This is a genomic window from Shewanella sp. S1-49-MNA-CIBAN-0167, assembly GCF_040310145.1.
Classification (GTDB): Bacteria; Pseudomonadota; Gammaproteobacteria; order Enterobacterales; family Shewanellaceae; genus Shewanella; species Shewanella psychromarinicola.
Window position 1 is genome coordinate 1 of record NZ_JBEOPO010000178.1, and the last position, 302, is coordinate 302.

1 protein-coding gene is annotated in these 302 nt (G+C 53.0%); it reads right to left on the reverse strand.

The features are described from left to right. The coding region (locus AAEZ00_RS20900; protein ID WP_351089795.1) for a hypothetical protein at positions 1-302 on the reverse strand (302 nt) is incomplete at both ends.

Consider the following 302-nt stretch of genomic DNA (forward strand, 5'->3'; position numbering starts at 1 on the left):
AAGGTGTTGTAGGTCGCGGCCACATCGCCATCGACGGCGCTGTTTTCAGTAAAGTCATTGGCGACCACATCAATGGTAGGCGCATCGTTCGTAGGAGTGATCACCGGAGTGTCACTGTCTTGGCCGGTTAAGCTGCCATCTGACACGGTTAAATCAATTGCAGGCAGCGTGCCGCCGTTGTTAACGAAGTCAGCACCGGCTTGGGTTAATACCACTTCGCCGTTGACCAACGCGTAGTAACCGTCGTCATTGCTGCCAGGGGTAAAGTCAACAGTCAGTAGATCACCGTCTTCATCAAAGGT